Annotated in this window: 2 protein-coding genes; both read right to left on the bottom strand. The window is 60.9% G+C overall.

Annotation, left to right across the window (positions count from 1 at the left end; translation table 11 throughout):
- The coding region (locus AC1DYX_RS31325; protein ID WP_477266139.1) for a hypothetical protein at positions 1–208 on the bottom strand (208 nt) is incomplete at its 3' end.
- Positions 209–707: 499 nt separating this feature from the next.
- On the bottom strand, positions 708–1,177 hold a 470-nt coding region (locus AC1DYX_RS31320; protein WP_477266138.1), incomplete at its 5' end, for a beta propeller repeat protein.

Below are 1,177 nucleotides of genomic sequence, written 5' to 3'. Positions count from 1 at the left end.
GGCTCGAATTGACCGGGTGGTAGATCAGTCCGGTCACATAGCCGCCGCCGCCCCACTTCACCGCCGACCAGCTCGTGGCCGAGCCGGTGGTGGCAGCCAGGGCCGGAGCCTGGGTACCCGTCGCGCCCGGGGTCGTGCTGCCGCCGCTGCAGCCCGCGAGAGTGCCGGCGAGCAGTATCGGGGTGAAGAGTTTGTACTTCCGATTCATAAAGCTCCCTCAAAAAGGATGGTTGGGTTGACCGTTTCCGGTCTCGAACGTAGCTCCACCGCGCAGCGCGCTTCCTGTTGTCGGGGCCATCGTGAGATTCCGTGATGATGTATTCGCAACACTTCGGCAACTGCCCTATGGACCGACATTCTTATATTACTAAGATTAACGTTACATTTAGTTAATATTAATCTTTGTTAATGAATTCTAATGCTCACTATTGCCGTAAGTCAATAAATTTCGCATTGCAGAAAATTTAGGAGCGGTGGAGGCCCATCCGGGGCATGGCACCCGAACATGGCGCCGGAAAGCGATGCGGCTGCAGTACCGATTGTCGGAAGATGTGGGCCGGTCGAGGTTCGTTCGCGTGGCCCGGTAACGGGCGCGGGCGACAAGCATGCCCATGGGGACGCGCTCATCATCGCCGGCGATGCAAAAAAAACCGCTGCGGCCCCTTCCGGCGCCGCAGCGGTCGTTGCTTACGTCAAGGACGCGCTACTCAGTTGCTGTATTGCAGACCACGGGCAACACCGTTGACGTAGATGCGGCCATACGAGTTCCAGTCGCCCACCACCACGGCGCTGCCGCCGAACTGGTGCGCGTCATCGTTCCAGCGCGCCCAGGTTGCGCCGCCATCGTCGGAGTGGAAGATGCCCCACTGGCCATTCATGGTGCCTTCCACGTAGATCGCGGCCGAGTACGGCGAGCCGACCTGTGCCTTGCCCAAGGTGACCTTGGTGGCGCCCATCGTGCCGTTGGCGGTCGCGAAGGCGGTCAGCTTCGTCCAGGTCGAGCCCGAGTCGGTCGAGTGGTACACGGCATTGCCGTCGGCCAGCCAGATGTCGCCCTCGACGTTCGGGTTGACCATCATCGACGTATCGCCCCAGTCATTCCAGGCCATGTTCGCGTTCACCGAGCCCTGGCTCAGCGTGAACGTGTGGCCGCCATCGGTCGAGACGTAGACCTTGC

Source organism: Massilia sp. P2_C2, assembly GCF_056404615.1.
Note: the sequence above shows the minus strand (reverse complement) of the source record. Positions and strands in the feature narration are given on the sequence as shown.